Annotated in this window: 15 protein-coding genes; 13 read left to right on the top strand and 2 right to left on the bottom strand. The window is 35.1% G+C overall.

The features are described 5' to 3' along the window. The first annotated feature begins 630 nt into the window (after nt 1–630). From QP953_RS03055 to QP953_RS03030, 6 genes are all read left to right on the top strand, one after another. Nucleotides 631–1,356 (top strand): hypothetical protein, encoded by a 726-nt coding sequence (locus QP953_RS03055; RefSeq protein WP_309553926.1) that lies wholly within the window; start codon nt 631–633, stop codon nt 1,354–1,356. A 62-nt stretch (nt 1,357–1,418) separates the two neighbouring features. After that, nucleotides 1,419–1,946, top strand: coding sequence for a hypothetical protein (locus QP953_RS03050; RefSeq protein WP_309553924.1), 528 nt, complete (start codon nt 1,419–1,421; stop codon nt 1,944–1,946). A gap of 520 nt (nt 1,947–2,466) precedes the next feature. After that, entirely contained in the window at nt 2,467–2,901 is a 435-nt protein-coding gene (gene dut, locus QP953_RS03045) for a dUTP diphosphatase (RefSeq protein WP_052597950.1), read from the top strand. A 119-nt stretch (nt 2,902–3,020) separates the two neighbouring features. Then, nucleotides 3,021–4,025 carry a sugar nucleotidyltransferase gene (locus QP953_RS03040; RefSeq protein WP_052598022.1) on the top strand — a complete coding sequence of 335 codons (1,005 nt, stop codon included), beginning with the start codon at nt 3,021–3,023 and terminating at the stop codon, nt 4,023–4,025. Between the two features lie 319 nt (nt 4,026–4,344). Then, nucleotides 4,345–6,075 (top strand): tetratricopeptide repeat protein, encoded by a 1,731-nt coding sequence (locus QP953_RS03035; protein WP_309553923.1) that lies wholly within the window; start codon nt 4,345–4,347, stop codon nt 6,073–6,075. Between the two features lie 43 nt (nt 6,076–6,118). Next, complete coding sequence (locus QP953_RS03030; RefSeq protein ID WP_309553922.1) at nt 6,119–6,826, top strand: DUF4292 domain-containing protein; 708 nt, start codon at nt 6,119–6,121, stop codon at nt 6,824–6,826. A 22-nt stretch (nt 6,827–6,848) separates the two neighbouring features. Here the strand turns inward: QP953_RS03030 and QP953_RS03025 are convergent, their stop codons facing one another. Both QP953_RS03025 and QP953_RS03020 read right to left on the bottom strand, forming a co-directional pair. Next, a complete protein-coding gene (locus QP953_RS03025) occupies nt 6,849–7,670 on the bottom strand; it encodes a hypothetical protein (RefSeq protein WP_309553921.1) in 822 nt (273 codons plus the stop codon). Between the two features lie 299 nt (nt 7,671–7,969). Then, the gene (locus QP953_RS03020) at nt 7,970–8,695 is read right to left on the bottom strand and encodes a hypothetical protein (protein ID WP_052597946.1); all 726 of its coding nucleotides are present in this window, start codon (nt 8,693–8,695) and stop codon (nt 7,970–7,972) included. Between the two features lie 377 nt (nt 8,696–9,072). Between QP953_RS03020 and QP953_RS03015 the strand changes: the two genes are divergently transcribed. From QP953_RS03015 to QP953_RS02985, 7 genes are all read left to right on the top strand, one after another. Further along, nucleotides 9,073–10,068, top strand: a complete 996-nt coding sequence (locus tag QP953_RS03015) for a MoxR family ATPase (protein ID WP_052597945.1) — start codon at nt 9,073–9,075, stop codon at nt 10,066–10,068. Between the two features lie 9 nt (nt 10,069–10,077). Continuing rightward, nucleotides 10,078–10,626, top strand: coding sequence for a GNAT family N-acetyltransferase (locus QP953_RS03010; RefSeq protein ID WP_052597944.1), 549 nt, complete (start codon nt 10,078–10,080; stop codon nt 10,624–10,626). Continuing rightward, entirely contained in the window at nt 10,627–11,301 is a 675-nt protein-coding gene (locus tag QP953_RS03005) for a hypothetical protein (protein ID WP_309553920.1), read from the top strand. It begins immediately after the preceding gene. A gap of 190 nt (nt 11,302–11,491) precedes the next feature. Beyond that, the gene (locus QP953_RS03000; RefSeq protein WP_309553919.1) at nt 11,492–12,166 is read left to right on the top strand and encodes a hypothetical protein; all 675 of its coding nucleotides are present in this window, start codon (nt 11,492–11,494) and stop codon (nt 12,164–12,166) included. Nucleotides 12,167–12,221: 55 nt separating this feature from the next. Then, nucleotides 12,222–13,091, top strand: coding sequence for a DUF58 domain-containing protein (locus QP953_RS02995; protein WP_309553918.1), 870 nt, complete (start codon nt 12,222–12,224; stop codon nt 13,089–13,091). A 2-nt stretch (nt 13,092–13,093) separates the two neighbouring features. Then, the gene (locus tag QP953_RS02990; protein ID WP_309553917.1) at nt 13,094–14,065 is read left to right on the top strand and encodes a hypothetical protein; all 972 of its coding nucleotides are present in this window, start codon (nt 13,094–13,096) and stop codon (nt 14,063–14,065) included. 4 nt (nt 14,066–14,069) lie between these two features. Further along, complete coding sequence (locus QP953_RS02985; RefSeq protein ID WP_309553916.1) at nt 14,070–15,074, top strand: VWA domain-containing protein; 1,005 nt, start codon at nt 14,070–14,072, stop codon at nt 15,072–15,074. Nucleotides 15,075–15,083 lie beyond the last annotated feature (9 nt).

The following is a 15,083-nucleotide window of genomic DNA, read 5'->3' as shown; positions in this document are numbered from 1 at the left end:
GTCGCTTGCTATTTTTCGTTCTTTGAACCATCACACAAAGTCTCTTTTTTGCTTAATCTCATCCAAGAGCTTCATGTAAATTTGATACAACTTTATTTTTCAATTTAATGAACACATTTTTTCATCTTTTTAAGAAAACCTTAGAAACTCTATTCGTTTCTGTAGTTTCCATTTGGACAAAAAAATTCGTTCTTAGCCGCAAAGATAGAATAAAAACGCAGGAAACCAAAGTCATTTTCAAAGTTTCCTTAGTTTTTTAACATTTATTAACAAAAAAAGTGGAACGTCTTTTGAGACTCCTGAAAGCTGATTCAAATACATTCCCAAAAACAACCGTACGAACTATTTTAAAAACAATAAGGGCTTCTAAAAATTAATCCGACTATTAACTAAACTTTACCATCTTTGTACTTAACTTACAAACGAATGAGATAGTTTCTTGAAATTTATTTCTTAACCTATTTGAGCGAATTTTTCGCTTAAAGACAATAATTCTTCGACCAATTCCATCCCCTAGTACGTTTACCAATACAAACAATACCAATAATCCCTTGATTATAACCAAGTACCAAACGATGGAATCAAATCTTAGCAATCAATCCAATTTTATCATTTTTTACGTGTCTTAATATGAAGTTACAACTCTTAGTATTTACCATAACAGCCATATGCATGATTTCTTCTTGTTCTTCTTGTGGAGAAGGCAATGGTGGCAATAGCCATAGTGATAGCAATTCTCTTTACGGTGACAGTCTAGGCACCAATGAATACACTACTGGAAATCAAGAAAATGCTGATGGCACCTACAATACTGCTAATCTCCAGGAGGATATGGATGCTATGATACAAGAACAAGTAGACTTAGCCAATCGCTCCAAATCTAACCGTGTCGAAACGATTATTGCTAGTTTTGAACTAGGTATGACCAAGCGTGAAGTCACCAAGCATATGCTTAGAATGAAACAAAAAAAGCATTTAGTTCGCGTCAAAAAATCTTCAAATCGCTATGAATATGTTTACCAATTAAAATTAGAAAGTGGTCGTTCCAATACTTATATGGATTTTGAATATAGTCGCAATGGTGGCGTTTATCAAACCATTTGCAAGCCTAGCAAATTTCGAAAACTAAGCAAGAGTGACTTTTTAGCTGAAGTCCATGCACTTTTGACAAATTGGTATGGTCCACATAATTTTCAACTACCTACTCAAAAGGGTTGCGCTCGTTACGTATGGATTACAGGCAATCGACATATTGATCTTTATTGTACCAACAAAAGCGTCGAATTTGTGTACACCGACCTAAATGTTAAAAAACCAGCCAAAATTGAACCTGCAACACCAAATGTTGTCATGTAAGCAAGCCTGTGCTAAAACCTAATTTTACCAATTCATCCACCATATTCCTAGATTATTCTTCAATGAAAAGTTATCCAGCATTTAGTAACAATCGTGTTTTTTACGAAAGTACATTTAACCTTCTTTATATTACGATGCGGCACACTCCTTCTCCTCAGAAAACAAGTTTAATCAAGCGAGACTCGAAGGAAGAAAAGCCTTTTTCTAATTTATTCATTTGGGATATCAATACGCAAACTAAAAATGCTTTATTTTCAAATGAGATTGCCCGCACTGAATCTATTCAAAAAATCTTGTTTGAAAAGGAATATCATGAAGAAAACCAACGTTTATTGTTCAATGAAGAGACAAATTTGCTGAATAATAAAGCAATTCCTTATAGAAATCTAAAGAACAAATTACTTGTAGAGACGTATCACATTGAGTCCAAAACACGCCATCTTTGGCTTTCCAATAAACAAGGAAACAACCTTTCTATGGTTGCAACACTCCATACTGAAAATCAATGGCATCTGGATATTGGGAATGGTATTCTTAGAATTATAAAATATCTAAAAACAGATATTGAAGTTCAAGAAATTGCTTGGTAAAACTAGGTCATATTTTTTTTTTACTACTACAAATTAAACTACTTCTTTTTTTAGACCCAAAACATCTATTCCCCACACCCCTTTATTCTAAAAAAACTTACTATATTTGGGGGCTATATTTTGATAAGTAGGTCATAATTTGATATTTGGTGCGTTTCTAATAGAATAACCATAGGTGTAAATTATAGTTGTTCACTAAGTAATTTCTTGCAATACTAGACACGCTTGTATTGGTCGTCAATATGCCTTGTCATCCTATACTTTCCCCAACCAAACAACGTAAACTTACATATTATAAATTTAGCTAAGAAAAACTAAAAAACCACCTTATACTAACGTTTGAGAATCTTGTTACTATTAACAATTAGTTTGATCCTTTTTTTGTGAACTATTGATAATCGGTAGCAAACGGCTTAAAAAATCATTAACTCGAAAAAAAAACAATAAGCAAACGATTTAAATCTATTTTTTGAATTAGAATTAATTGTGTTGTAGAGAAAAGCCTAGAAGGCAGAGAAACATGAATGTTAAGATTATAAATAAATCTAAAAATGCTCTTCCGCATTATGCTACAAATGGTAGTGCGGGTATGGACTTGAGAGCCAATATTGATACAACAATTGTATTACAACCATTAGAAAGAAAAGTGATTCCAACAGGACTTTTTATGGAACTCCCTGTAGGATATGAAGCTCAAATTCGCCCCCGAAGTGGTTTAGCCCTCAAGAAAGGTTTGTCAATTCCTAATGCCCCAGGAACTATTGATTCGGATTATAGAGGCGAAATAGGCGTTATTCTTATTAATTTGTCCTCTACTCCTATAGAAATTGAACCTTCTGAACGCATTGCACAAATGGTTATTGCCAAGTACGAATCGATCCAATGGGAAGAAGTGAACAGCCTTGCCGAAAGTGATCGAGGAACTGGTGGCTATGGTAGTACAGGAAAATCCTAGTTTCGACCACCATTAATTTGTGTTTTGAAATACGGATTACAACTCCTATAGTAATTCTGTATCCAAAAATTTAAATTACCAAACAGATGCCTTTTGGGGCTAAAACAAGAAAGAAATTTATGAAGATAATAATACCAATGGCTGGTCGTGGAACACGTCTTCGCCCTCATACTTTAACAGTACCTAAACCTTTAGTAGAAATTGCTGGTAAATCTATTGTAAGAAGATTGGTAGAAGATTTAGCCGAAGCTTATGGCGACACAATCGAAGAAGTTGCCTTTATTATTGGAGATTTTGGAGAAGACGTGGAAAATGAATTGGTGGCACTCGCTGAAAGCCTTGGAGCTAAAGGTTCGGTCTATCATCAAACTGAAAAATTAGGCACGGCTCATGCTATTCTTTGCGCTCAAGAAAGTTTAAGTGGTAATGTTATTGTTGCCTTTGCAGATACATTATTCAAATCTGATTTTGCTTTGGATACAGAACAAGAAAGTGTTCTTTGGGTACAACAAATTGAGGATCCATCTGCTTATGGTGTTGTTACACTCGATGAAGAAGGCTATATTAGTGAGTTTGTCGAAAAGCCAACTACTTTTGTTTCTGATTTGGCAATCATTGGTATCTATTATTTTAAAGATGCTAATATGCTCAAAAATGAGTTGCAATATTTGATTGATAATAATATTATGGATAAAGGGGAATATCAAATCACCAATGCCCTAGAAAATATGCGCCAAAAAGGTGTCAAATTCCGTACACATCAAATCCAAGAGTGGCTTGACTGTGGCAACAAAAATGCTGTTTTGTACGCCAATGAACGTGTTTTGGAAACCAAGAACAACGCTGCAACAGTCGCTTCAAATATTACAGTAGAAAATTCTACCATTGTTCCTCCTTGTTTTATTGACCAAGATGTAGTGATCAAAAATTCTGTGATTGGACCGCATGTTTCTATTAGTAGAAATGCTGTGATTGAGAATTCTATTATCAGCAAAAGCATCATCCAAGATCACTCTACTGTTAATAATGTGGTTACCGAAAACTCTATGTTGGGCTCTCACACAGAATATATTGCTAAAAAATCCGAGCTTAGCTTAAGCGATTTCTCTAAATTCCATCAATAGAAAGGAGTTGCATTTAAATTTCCCCCTTTTTAAATATAGCTCAACCTGCATGGATTCATTCTAGCTGTTTTGTTTAAAACAATAACAATTGATTAACAAAATTATCTATCATTTGGATAAAATTTTGTATATTATTAGTGCGCTCTTCTGAGTTTACACTTAATAAATTCAATAGTTCGTACAAATAGTTATGGGATTGGTTATTATGCCCCTACATCCAAACAAACTAAATACAGTTTACTCATAATCAATACTATAAACAAATTTTCTTTCAAAGGAGAATCAAAAAATTGTATGGTCTACTAAAAATAATACTATCATGCATAATTTTACCCCTAAACAATGGTCACTTCTTATACTTTTACTAAGTATAACCGTGGGGGTGTTCGCACAACCCCCTCAAAAGTCACGCCCTAAAGAAAGTGATGTATTGCTGGAAAAACTCTTTATTGAAGCGAATAGAGAGAAAATTTTGGGGAATATTGATGAAGCAATTATGCGTTATTTGGAAGTCTTACAAAAAGACAATGACAATGCAGCTGCTCATTATGAGTTAGCTCGCTTGTACAAACAACAAGAAGTTTACGACAAAGCAATCAATAGAGCAGAAAAAGCAGTTGCACTAGAAGAATACAACCTCCTTTATAATAATCTTTATGCTAGTCTATTGGAAAAAGAAGGTAACTTCAAGAAGGCAGCTGAACTATATGCAAATTTGACGGATAAATATTCTGAGAAGGAACAGCTGTATTTTGATTGGGCCTATTTTTTAAGCAAAAGTGGCAAATCTGACCAAGCTATTAAGGTATACAACAATCTGGAAAAACGAGTTGGTATAAAAGAAACCATCTCTATGCGTAAGTACAAGTTGTATATGAAATCTGGTAAACAAAAAAAAGCGAGTCAAGAAATTGAGCTTTTAATTCAAGCCTATCCCAAAGAAGCTGAATACATCATTCGATTGGCTAACTTTTATGCTTCAACAAAAGACTTAGAAAAAGCAAAAAGTTTGTACAAAAAAGCACTAAATATTGACCCTAATAATCCGACAGCCAATATGGCAATGGTTGAATTCTTTTTGCAAAATGGAGATACCAGTCGTTACTTAAATGCCTTGGTCAATACATTTGAAAATCCACATCAAAATCTGACCACGAAATTAGAAACCTTAAAATCCTTGTCCAAACAATTGGAAACAGGTACTATGTCTTCTTCTTATTTGGATCAGGTAGTTTTGGTCGGTAAGAAATTATTAGAAACAGATCCAGGTTCTCCTGATGCTAATTTAATCCTAGGAGATTTATTGTATCAACAGCAAAAATACAATCAAGCTGTTTCTAATTACAAAATAGCCATTCGGTTTATCAGAAACGATCTTAACCTTTGGAAAAATTTACTAGAGTGTTTATTAATTACAAACCAACAAAAAGAGTTGCAAAAACGTAGTGCTCAATTTATAGAACTCTATCCTAGTCAAGCGGCTAGTTATTACTATTCTGGCATCGCTTATTACCAAACTGGAGCGTATCAAAAAGCAATTAAGGAATTAGGACAAGTCCCCGAAATTGCGGTAACAGACATGCACCTTCAAGGGAAAGCATTGTGCTATGTAGCCAAAAGTTATGAAGGTTTGGAAAATTTGGAAAAAGCAGATCAAGCTTATAATGAAGCCATTCTCATGTTTCCCAATGATCCTGAAATTATTCATAATTATGCTTATAGCTTGGCAAAAAGAGGAACAATGCTTAACAAAGCCCAAGAGTTGGTAGAGGGTATTTTGGAAAAAGCTCCTAAAAATGCAAAATATACAACGACAAGCGGCTTTATTGCTTACAAGCAAAACCAGTATTCCATTGCTGAACAAACCCTTAGTAAAGCACTAAGTTTTGGGGGCAATGAACAACCTGAAACACTAGAGCGTTATGGTGATGTTCTATTTAAATTAGGCAAAGAAAATGAAGCGGTTAATTATTGGCAAAAAGCCTTAGACAAAGGGTCTACTTCTTCTCTCTTACAACGCAAAATATCAACCAAGCAACTCTATGAGTAAAACTGGCTATTTTTTATGTTTTCTATTGTTTAGCACTCTATTGATGAGTTGCCGTAATACACAGTTTACCTCCAAAACTGCCAAAAATCACTCGGCTAAGTTCTTATTGCGTCAGCTAGAGAAAAATCATATTGACTATACATGGTTTGGCACGAATGCCAAAATAAAAGTCGATAGCGATCAAGAAAAAGCAACTTTTGCCGCAAGCATCCGAATGCAAAAAGATAGTCTAATTTGGATAAAAATTAGGAAAATGAATATTGAAGGTGCCAGAGTCAAAATCACTCCTGAAGTAATTGAGATTTTGGATCGCCAAAATGGGCAATACATTCGACGCCCATTCTCGTTTTTAAAAGATGAGTACGGCTTAGAGGTTAGCTTTTCGCAATTACAAGACCTGCTTATTGGCAACCCTATTCTTTGGGAGCCCCAGTCCTTAATTTCTGTTATTCGAGACCAACAAAACGTTTTACAAACACCTTCTTCTCAAAAAAAGGTGCTAAAAATTTTTATGACCCCAGGTTCTTTTCTAATCCAATCCGTTCGAGGCTCTTTGGATAAAAATACTCTTAGTATCGACTACAGCGATTATGAAATACTGGAACAGGAACAAATTCCTAGTAAAAAGAATGTTGAAATTGATAGCGATGAAACAGGCATCATCAAATTAGATATGAGTTTTTCTAAAATGACAATCAATGAAGTTCAGAAAGTTGGTTTTCGAGTTCCTGATAATTACGAACGAAAATAATCCTCATTGCTACTTATTAAACTTAAATCCATGCTCCATCTTTTAATAAAAGCATTACATCAGGATATTCAAGGGTTATGTTCAAACGTTCTTTGAGCTTTTGATTGTCAATAATTTTAAAATCTCCTTTTTCTGCCTCTACTGTTGGAGGGGATAAACCGATAGACTTTGCAGCCAATGGATAAAAGTCTTTCTTTAAAGGGTGCTCGTCTGAACAAGCATTAAACACATCTCCCCATACATCTTGCTCAATCAATTCAGTTATTATCTTAATACAATCTATTCGATGAATTAAGTTGATTGGAGTACTTGCATTTTTAATATGCCCTTTTTTGGCAAAAAAACGACCAGGATGCCGCTCACCTCCTATCAATCCTGCCATTCGAACAACGGTCGTTTCAAAATATTGGCTCTCCTTCAAGAACTGTTCACTACGATATAAATAATGTGTTTTATTTTCACTTTTTTCATCTTCTGACACCCTTCTATTAATATTTGGATAAACGGAAGTAGAACTAATCAGCAAAACTTTTTGAATGTCAGATTGCTCTATCAAAGGGCGTAAACTTGCAAATTGCTCTTGATCTAATTCATCTCGATTTGGAGTAATATTAACAATCAAAATATCTGCCTCTAAAAACTTTTCGACCATCCCCTCTACTTTTCCACTTCGAACCTTAATCTGAAAAATGTTTTTGCCTAACTTTTTCAAACGTTGATAATTTTCATCCGAGGCAGTAGAACAATTGACAACGTAGCCTAATTGCTCCAATTCATCTGACAAGGGTTTTCCTAGCCATCCGCTCCCTAAAATACTTATCTTTTTGTATTGATTTGGTATCATTTTACTTGTCTATACTATGATTCAAAGATTAATGCTGAAGGTATTTCAGTAATGATATTAATTTTTTGGATTAATCCCACAAACAACTATTAGAACTTCCTCATACAAGCAGCTATTTTTTATTAAGCATACAGGCTAAAAAGTCTATAAAGGAATGCTAAAAAATAGCCATAAAGTTATTCATTAACATCGAAACCTATGGGATTCCTAAACAAGGGCAATAAATCTAAAAACCAAAAAGTCATCCCCCAAATTTTAGGATGACTTTTTTATACCTTTTACACTATTCGAAATCGTGTTTACCCTTCTGATTTAGCAGCAGACTCAGCAGCTTTATTGGCTGCATTTCTAGCGGCGCGTTCTGCCATTTTTTTCTCATACTCCAAGGCGCGACTATAAAAACTATAAAACTTACGATTCAGCTGTTCTACTGCTCTAGCTGCTCTAGGGCTATTAACCTGATTAATCCAAGATTCACGCAAAGCTACATAGTAAGGAAAAGGTTCTTCTAGTTTTTCTTCTAATCTTCGTACTCGAAGTACATCAAAAGGAAAATCAGCGCCACTCTTCTTATAATTTACAATAAATACATGTGGTGCCTGAATTTTTATTGATGGATCTATCTTTCCATCCTCCCCCAAAAACAGGCCTTCTCGAACTCCTTGGTTTAAAGCTTTGCTACAAGTATCGTACATAAGATAAACAGGACAAAACGAAAAGGAGTCTCTAAACATGTTCCCAATTGCCTTGTTAAAATCATCTCGCACTTTCAAAGTACCTTCTAGTATAGCCTCCTGTCGTCTACGTTGTGCTTTTGTCAAGTTAGGATTCCGAAGATTCCGCTCCAAGATTTCAATTTTTCGTTGATTGGTTTTTAAACGAACAACCAGAGCTCCTTCCTTCAGGTCTTGAATAGATTTAAAGGCAAATTCTTTTTTTTCTTTTGTTAGTACAATATCGTCTCGTTGAGCATTAACACTACTCCCCAACATTAGTACGATTAATAACAAGATGCAATTTCTCATAACTCTAGTTTTCTGATAAAAATAATGTGCTCTTTGACCATTCAAAGAACAAAATGATAAATTAAAAGTAGTCTTAATTTGGTAGAATAGAAAGTTGGATGGACAGATTTGCTTTTTTAACGGAAAGTGGGGTCTGTAATAATCAGCAAAAATTAAACCAACTTAAAGCTAGCACTTACAATCTTTTTAGGAAAAATACGTCTTTATTTTTTCATAAAATCCGTACATTCGCAGTTAATGAATGTTAAATGCTAAGACCTTTCGTAACAATAGCTTACATTCACATCAAAATTATAATCCATTTGACTTAAGTCTTGTCATAGACTTGATTTTGTCAAACCAAACAACTGTTTAAAACGTAAATAGAACTAAAGAACATGCAAACTTCAGCAGATATACAATTACTTCAAGAACAAATCGCTCTAGAAAGTCAAGTCATAGAACGCTTACTTGTTGAAACCAATAAAGTCATCATTGGTCAACAATATATGTTGGAACGTCTAATGATTGGATTGTTAGCTCAAGGACATATTCTTTTAGAAGGTTTGCCTGGATTAGCAAAAACCTTAGCTATTAATACTTTGTCGAAAGCTATTAGTGCCGATTTTCAACGCATACAATTTACACCTGACTTATTGCCTGCCGATATCATCGGTACGATGATTTACAATCAAGCTGAAAATGATTTTACAGTACGCAAAGGACCTATTTTTGCCAACTTTATTTTGGCAGACGAGATCAACCGAGCTCCTGCCAAAGTCCAATCAGCTCTATTGGAAGCCATGCAGGAACGCCAAGTAACCATCGGAGAAATTTCCTACAAACTACAAGAACCTTTTTTGGTCTTGGCAACTCAAAATCCAATTGAACAAGAAGGAACCTATCCTTTGCCAGAGGCACAAACAGACCGTTTTATGCTAAAAGCATCAATTACTTATCCTAATAAGGAGGACGAACGTGCAATCATGCGAATGAATATGGCAGGTAGTTTTGAGAAAATTAATCCTGTGGCAACTATTCAAGATATCTTATTGGCAAGGGAAACCGTCCGCAAAGTCCATATGGCTGAAAGTATTGAGCAATATATTCTAGATATCGTTTTTGCTACTCGCGAACCTAGCGAACATGGTTTGAGTGAAATTGCTCCTCTAATTTCTTTTGGGGGCTCTCCTCGTGCTAGTATTAACATGGCTTTAGCAGCCAAAGCACATGCTTATATGCGCAAAAGAGCTTTTGTCATTCCAGAGGATATTCGTGCGATTGCTCAAGATGTATTGCGTCATAGAATTGGCTTAACTTATGAAGCACAGGCTGAAAGTATAACCACAGAACAAATTATAGAAAAAATATTAAATACGGTTCAAATTCCTTAATCTGTAATTATGCGTGAGCTTTTTATCCTAAAAAATGGTACCTCTCTTTTGGTTCGAGAAGCGACATTACAAGATGCGCTCCCGCTAAATGATTTGGTAGCTCGAATTTTTGGTAGCTCAGATCAAGTATTGACTTCGCTAGAAGAGTTTGAAGCATCGGGGACTTTGCAAGCGCAATTAAAACGCATTCAGCACTTTTCGGAAGCAATTGGTAAGTGTATTTTTGTTGCCGAAATAGATCGTCAATTAGTAGGAACCATTGATTTTTGGAATGGATACAGAAAACGCATCGAGCATACAGGAGAGTTTGGAATGGGGGTTTTAGCTGAATACCGAGACCAAGGTATTGGAGCCTGTTTGATTCAAGTTCTTTTAAAATGGGCAAGTGCCAATCCTGTTATCGAAAAGGTAAAATTAGGAGTCTTTGCAACCAATTTGAGAGCCATTCATTTATATGAAAAAATGGGCTTTGAAGAAGAAGGAAGACGAGTCGCAGAAATCAAAATGGCTGATGGTCAATATCACGATGTCATTGAAATGTATAAAAATGTAAAATAAATGTCCGATTCAAACCAAGAGATATCAATTGAAGAAATTGAACAATTAGATAAGTTTAGTAGCCCTATACAATTAATCAAAAAAGCACTTTCTTCTTTTTTTGTTGTGCTTATGATTGGTGCAGGTTTTCTAATCAACTGGATTTCTGCACTTATATTCTTATTTGGCTACTTCAGCAGCACCTCTTGGCTTTGGTATATTTTAGGTCTGATTTTAATGATTGCTATTTTTCCTATCATTTATGTCTATTTTGCTTACTCTTATGGTCGTAGTGTTCTTTTTTGGGAAGCTTATAAAGAAGGGATTCGTCCAGTTGCTGCCAAGGTTTTTGGCAAAACCTTGGATAAGTTCCTAGTAGATAACCCTGAGGAGGCTGGCAGTATCAATGAAAATAACATTATTCAAGAAGTAGAAGAACGCAAAAAACATTTTTTGGAAAAACTACCCGACTTTATTCGTGCTTATTTTCAGATTTTCTTCACGAGTGGAGATATTATAAAAATTGTCAAAGCACAACGCCAAACAGGAGCAGATAAAGCTGTTATTAAACAAAAAGCGATGACTAGCTTTTTTGAATCGTTAGATTTGCAAGTGTCTGAATTGATGGAACCTTCGTTAATTCCATTTTTTATCGTAGGGGCAGCCAATTTAGTTTGTTTTTACTTTTTATTTTAATCAATAGTAATTAGTTAGCTACACTGCTACTAAGTAGTATCCTCAGCTAAGTTCATGGCTCTGGCTTTTGTGCTACTAACACAAACAAACTCGGCAAGCTTAGTTTTTCACCTAAGACAAAACTATAACTCATTAATTATAAATTCGATAAAGTTTCTAAATAGCTATTGAATCAAAAAACTAAAATATTATGACCGACGAAATAGAACAGGTTAATATTGCAGTGGAGAAACTAGAAGCCGCAGAAAAAAATCCATTCCTTATTCTAAAAGCTGCACTATCCCATTTACCAGTCCTTTTACTAATTGGTTCTGGAGTGCTTCTAAATTGGGTTTTAGCCGTAGTATTTTTGGTTGGAAACATTTCAGTGGCACCTTTTACTACTATTTTAATTAGCCTACTATTTTTAGCTGTATTATTTCCCTTAGGTTATTGTTATGCAGCTTATTCTTATGGTCAACAAGTAGTTGTTTTTCAGGTTTATCAAGAACTGATTCGCCCTGTTTTGGGGAATTTAATTGGAAGGGTTCTTAACAAAATTCTTAAAGACGATACGGTACCTACAACCAACAACAATATACAAGAAGAAGTGCAGAAAGAAGCAGGTTCTTTTTTAGATAAAATCCCAGCGTTTATTAAAAATCGTTTGGCTATTTTTACAGTTATTAGCGATGTGATTCAGCTAGCAACAGAACGTTATAAAAATGACGATGGTAATAGTTCCAAAGAAACAGCAAAAAGCAATATCATTAATTATGTCTTTGAATTGTTAGATGCTCGTATGCAGAGTATTGCCAATCCTTCTTTGCAAACTTTTTTGATTATTGGTGGTATTAATATAGTAGCTCTATTCTTTATATTTTAAATATGTATTGTGAATTAAAATAGTCCGTTTTAGGCAGACTAATGGTAAATAGATTATGACGATAACAGAATTATTAAAAAAAGTTCGCAAAATAGAACTCAAAACAAGGGGCTTGTCAAACCAAGTATTTTCGGGTACTTACAAAACAAGATTCAAGGGACGAGGTATGTCTTTTAGCGAAGTTCGTCAATATCAATACGGGGATGATGTTCGCAATATTGACTGGAATGTTACTGCTCGAACCAACGAACCCTATGTTAAAGTGTTTGAAGAAGAACGAGAACTGACTTTTATGCTCTTAATTGATATTAGTGGGTCTTCATTTTTTGGAACTACACAACAGAGTAAAATGGAAATTGCCACAGAAATTGCAGCTACTCTAGCATTCTCGGCAAGTGCCAACAACGACAAGGTGGGGGCTATTTTCTTTTCTGATAAAGTAGAGAAGTTTATTCCTCCCAAAAAGGGAAAACCGCATATCATGCGTATTCTCAGAGATATGATTTATGCCAAGCCTAGTCAAGCCAAGACGAACCTTAACGAACCTTTAAAATATTTAACCAATATTATCACCAAACGCTGCACGGCTTTTGTCCTATCTGATTTTATGTGTCAAGAATATGATAATGCCATCAAATTGGCTGCTAATCGGCACGATACCATTGGCATTCATCTGTACGATCCTTTGGAGGTTCGTATGCCCAATGTAGGTTTATTACCAACAGTAGATGCTGAGACAGGACAAACCAACTGGATTGATACTTCCTCCAAAAAGGTTAGGGAACAATACAATCAGTGGTATGATAACAACTTAACTTATTTCAAAAAAACTTTTTTGCGCAACAATGCTGATGTTATGAGTGTTGCTACCAATGCGCCTTATTTGAGTATTTTAATCAAATTCTTTAAAGAACGACGCAATTAAAGATGTTAAAACATTATTTCTTTTTACTGTTATTCTTATTTAGCTGTTCTTTGGGACTTGTTGCCCAAGATAAGGGACAGGCAAATATATTTATGGATAGTACATCTTTTTTGATTGGAGATCAAATTTCGATGGAATTGATTGTTAATATTCCTGCGGGTTATAATCCTACATTTCCACTAGTCGATGAAATCCTAGAAAAAGAAAAGTTAGAAATTATTAGCCAACAAGAGCAAGAACTTATCAAAGGAAATCCGAACTATACCTACAAACAAAAATTCACCCTAACAGCATGGGAACCAGGCTCGTACCAAATTCCCGCTCTTAAGTTTGCTTACAAAAAAAATGGTGCCTTAGTAGAGTTCGAATCTTCTAGCTTAATGCTGAAGGTTATTGCACCACAAGTAACGGGCGATAGCACTTACGTCGCAGATATAAAAACAATACTGGCAGAATCTCCCAATTTTTTGGATCAGCTATATGCCTTTTTTAAGCACCCTGTTGTTATTGCCTTGTGCATTTTACTGCTAGCATTTTTAGCTTTTTATGCCTTTGTTCAATACAAAAATAGGGCAAGAGCCATTGTTCCAAAAACGCCAGAAGAAATTGCTTTACAACAATTAGAATCCTTGCAACAAAGCGACTTGATAGCCCAAAAACGGTACCAAGAATTTCATACTCGCATTTCTTTTATATTGAGAAATTATTGCAATAATCGCTTTGACATTAAGGCATTAGAGCGCCCTGTGAGTGAGTTTTTGCCTAAAATAAAGCAACACCGCTTACTCAAGGCTTCTCTTTACGAGGAATTTGAAACCGTTTTAAGACACGCAAATTTAATTAAATTTGCCAAAGCCTCACCCTTAGATATTGCCAACCAAAAAGCCTTGAGCTTTGGTTTTGAACTAATTGAATCTGTACAAATAAAATTAGCAGAAGAAGCAGAACAACCTGTAGAAACACAAACGAATTAATTATATGTCATTTGGAGGAATAGAATTTGCCAATCCCTATTTGTTAGGTCTATTGATCTTAGTCCCATTGATGGCTTGGTGGTATTATAAAAAGCAAGATGAGTATGTTGCCGATGTACGGCTGTCATCAACCCAAGGTATTGCTGCTGCACAAAACTGGAAAGTAAAGGCTCGCCCAGTTCTTCAAGGACTGCAATTATTGGCTATTACAGCCTTGATCATTGCCTTAGCTCGTCCGCAAGTCGTGTTAAAAAAAGAGAATGTCAATGCAGAAGGTATTGATATTATGTTGGCTTTGGATGTTTCCGTTTCGATGCTAGCAAAGGACTTTGAACCTGACCGTTTAGAGGCTTCTAAAAAAGTAGCCGCAGATTTTGTGGAACAGCGCAAGCACGATCGTATTGGTTTGGTTGTTTTTGCAGGAGAGAGTTTTACTCAATGTCCCTTAACAACAGATCATAATATTTTACAATCGTTCTTATCGACATTAGAGTGTGGTTTGATTGAAAATGGGACGGCTATCGGAATGGGATTGGCTAACGCTAGCAAACGATTAAAGGATAGTGACGCTAAATCAAAGATAATTATTCTCTTGACAGATGGAGAAAATAATGCGGGATATGCTTCTCCTATGCAGGCTGCTGATGCTGCCAAAAAATTAGGCATAAAAGTATATACCATTGGAGTCGGCACCAAGGGACAAGCTCAAGTTCCTGTTGGACAACATCCTAATGGGCGTTTTATTTATGGTTGGCAGCAAGTACAAATTGATGAAAAGCTCTTGCAACGAATTGCCAAAGAAACAGGAGGAGAATACTTTAGAGCACAAGATATGGAACAATTGAAAGCTATTTATAGTAAAATTGATTTGTTAGAGCGCACTAAAATAGAAACGACAACAATAAGAAATTATCAAGAAAAATATCATTTATTTGTATTGCTAGCCATTTGCTGCCTGTTAATTCAAGTTCTACTAGCTAATACTTTGTTTAAAACTATCGTTCGCTAAAACAGTACC

Source organism: Aureispira sp. CCB-E, assembly GCF_031326345.1.
In the GTDB taxonomy this organism is placed as follows: domain Bacteria; phylum Bacteroidota; class Bacteroidia; order Chitinophagales; family Saprospiraceae; genus Aureispira.
This window is presented reverse-complemented; position numbering and strand designations above follow the sequence as displayed.

Excerpts from the sequence above, each read along its gene's own strand:
- QP953_RS03055 (WP_309553926.1), top strand. The coding sequence starts at position 631 with ATGAAGTTACAACTCTTAGTATTTACCATAACAGCCATATGCATGATT.
- QP953_RS03050 (WP_309553924.1), top strand. The coding sequence starts at position 1,419 with ATGAAAAGTTATCCAGCATTTAGTAACAATCGTGTTTTTTACGAAAGT.
- dut (WP_052597950.1), top strand. The coding sequence starts at position 2,467 with ATGAATGTTAAGATTATAAATAAATCTAAAAATGCTCTTCCGCATTAT.
- QP953_RS03040 (WP_052598022.1), top strand. The coding sequence starts at position 3,021 with ATGAAGATAATAATACCAATGGCTGGTCGTGGAACACGTCTTCGCCCT.
- QP953_RS03035 (WP_309553923.1), top strand. The coding sequence starts at position 4,345 with ATGCATAATTTTACCCCTAAACAATGGTCACTTCTTATACTTTTACTA.
- QP953_RS03030 (WP_309553922.1), top strand. The coding sequence starts at position 6,119 with ATGAGTTGCCGTAATACACAGTTTACCTCCAAAACTGCCAAAAATCAC.
- QP953_RS03025 (WP_309553921.1), bottom strand. The coding sequence starts at position 7,670 with ATGATACCAAATCAATACAAAAAGATAAGTATTTTAGGGAGCGGATGG.
- QP953_RS03020 (WP_052597946.1), bottom strand. The coding sequence starts at position 8,695 with ATGAGAAATTGCATCTTGTTATTAATCGTACTAATGTTGGGGAGTAGT.
- QP953_RS03015 (WP_052597945.1), top strand. The coding sequence starts at position 9,073 with ATGCAAACTTCAGCAGATATACAATTACTTCAAGAACAAATCGCTCTA.
- QP953_RS03010 (WP_052597944.1), top strand. The coding sequence starts at position 10,078 with ATGCGTGAGCTTTTTATCCTAAAAAATGGTACCTCTCTTTTGGTTCGA.
- QP953_RS03005 (WP_309553920.1), top strand. The coding sequence starts at position 10,627 with ATGTCCGATTCAAACCAAGAGATATCAATTGAAGAAATTGAACAATTA.
- QP953_RS03000 (WP_309553919.1), top strand. The coding sequence starts at position 11,492 with ATGACCGACGAAATAGAACAGGTTAATATTGCAGTGGAGAAACTAGAA.
- QP953_RS02995 (WP_309553918.1), top strand. The coding sequence starts at position 12,222 with ATGACGATAACAGAATTATTAAAAAAAGTTCGCAAAATAGAACTCAAA.
- QP953_RS02990 (WP_309553917.1), top strand. The coding sequence starts at position 13,094 with ATGTTAAAACATTATTTCTTTTTACTGTTATTCTTATTTAGCTGTTCT.
- QP953_RS02985 (WP_309553916.1), top strand. The coding sequence starts at position 14,070 with ATGTCATTTGGAGGAATAGAATTTGCCAATCCCTATTTGTTAGGTCTA.